Consider the following 1,695-nt stretch of genomic DNA (forward strand, 5'->3'; position numbering starts at 1 on the left):
ATTCAAACTCGGTGACGGGCTCGAAGCCCTCGCCCGGCACGGCCGGCCGGGGTGAGAATTCGGGTCTCCGGCGCCTGCATGCCACCACTGGTTCACCGATCGGGGTTGTGCCCCTTGCCTGTTGATCGTGGGGCTTGCAGGGGCACCGCCGGGTGAGGTGCGTCCTGTTAGGAACCCGGCGACGCGGCGACGGTCAGCATCACCCCCGTCGCCACGATCCCTGTTGGTGAATGTCTGGTACGGCATCGAACCCGCGGCGGGGTGTTCACGCCGGACTCCGGAAAACCACCGAGAGAAATGGGGTCGAGTCGTTGGGAACATGGTTGGGTATCGATGTCGCCTGTCGTGCGGCGCATCAGGCCAGTCTGGCCGACGAACAGGGCAGATTCGTGTGGTCCGGACGCAAGTTCCGGACCACGACCGCCGACCTGGATCGGTTGTGGTCGATGCTCCCAGCGGGAACCGATCCGTCGTCGGTCACGGTGATCATGGAGCCGACCCGTAATGCCTGGGTGCCGTTGGCGGCGTGGTTCCGGCGCCGGGGCGCGGTCGTGGTGTTGGTTCCGCCTGAGCAGTCAGCCGATCTACGCGCCTACTACAGCAAACACACCAAGTCCGACCGGCTGGACTCAAAAGTCCTTGCCCGGATACCGCTTCTGCATCCCGAGGGCCTGCACACCACGGCCGGGCTCGGGCCTGGTGACGCGCTGCGCAGGGCGGTGAAACTGCGTTCGAACCTGGTCAAACGCCGCACCAGCATCCTGGCACGGTTGGACGCGTTGCTGGAGATCCTCGGTCCGGGCTGGCACGGCGCACTCGGCGCGGACCTGGCGAACAAGACTCCGCTGCGGTTTCTGGCGCACTATGCCGATCCACACCTGGTCGTCAGGCTCGGTCGGGCCCGGCTGTCACGGTTCTTGATCCGATACTCCCGCGGCAGCTGGCGCGAGAACAAGGCCGACGAACTCATCGCTGCGGCCCGCGAGACACTCGAACTATGGGCCGGCGAACTGGACTTCCCTGATCTCGGCGACGACATCGCTATCGAGGCCCGGCTGGCACTGAAGCTCACCGACGAGATCGCCGACATCGAGGTCCGCATCGCAGCGTTGCTGGACAAAGCCGACCCCGCGGGCATCGTCTGTTCGACACCCGGCGTCGGACCGATCCTGGGGGCACAAATCGTCGGCCGGCTAGGTGATCCCAGCCGATTCGCCTCGCTGGCGGCGATCCGCTCGTTCAGCGGCCTGGTGCCCAAACTCGACTCGTCGGGATTGAGCGGAAAGCATGGTGGGCCAACGAAATCCGGGGACGCCTGCCTCCGTGAGGCATTGTTCATGGCCGCCGAGCAGGCCCGCCGAAGCGACCCGTCACTGGCAGCGAAGTACCACCGGCTCATGACCGAGTCCGGCAAGCACCACAACTCGGCCGTCTGTCACCTCGCCACGACCCTGCTCACCCGCATCGCCGGGTGCTGGCGCCGCGGCGAACACTATGTCCTCCAGGATGTTGACGGCAGCCCGGTCACCCCCGAGGAGGGTCGTGCCATCATCGCCCAGCGATACACCGTCCCTGCCGAAATCCGGGTCACGCGACGCACGACCGGCCGAGCGGGTGCTTCGACCTCACGACGCACCGAGCCACACAACGCAGCAGCGAGAAGACTCTACTGAGTTGACATCCGTTAGGAACTCA

At 65.9% G+C, this 1,695-nt stretch carries 1 protein-coding gene; it reads left to right on the plus strand.

Annotated elements, in window-relative coordinates; genetic code table 11:
• Positions 1-323: 323 nt before the first annotated feature.
• Positions 324-1,673, plus strand: coding sequence for an IS110 family transposase (locus GVY39_RS33680; RefSeq protein WP_159931020.1), 1,350 nt, complete (start codon positions 324-326; stop codon positions 1,671-1,673).
• The last annotated feature ends 22 nt before the right edge of the window (positions 1,674-1,695 follow it).

This window comes from Nocardia sp. CY15 (assembly GCF_009829295.1).
GTDB lineage: Bacteria > Actinomycetota > Actinomycetes > Mycobacteriales > Mycobacteriaceae > Nocardia > Nocardia sputi.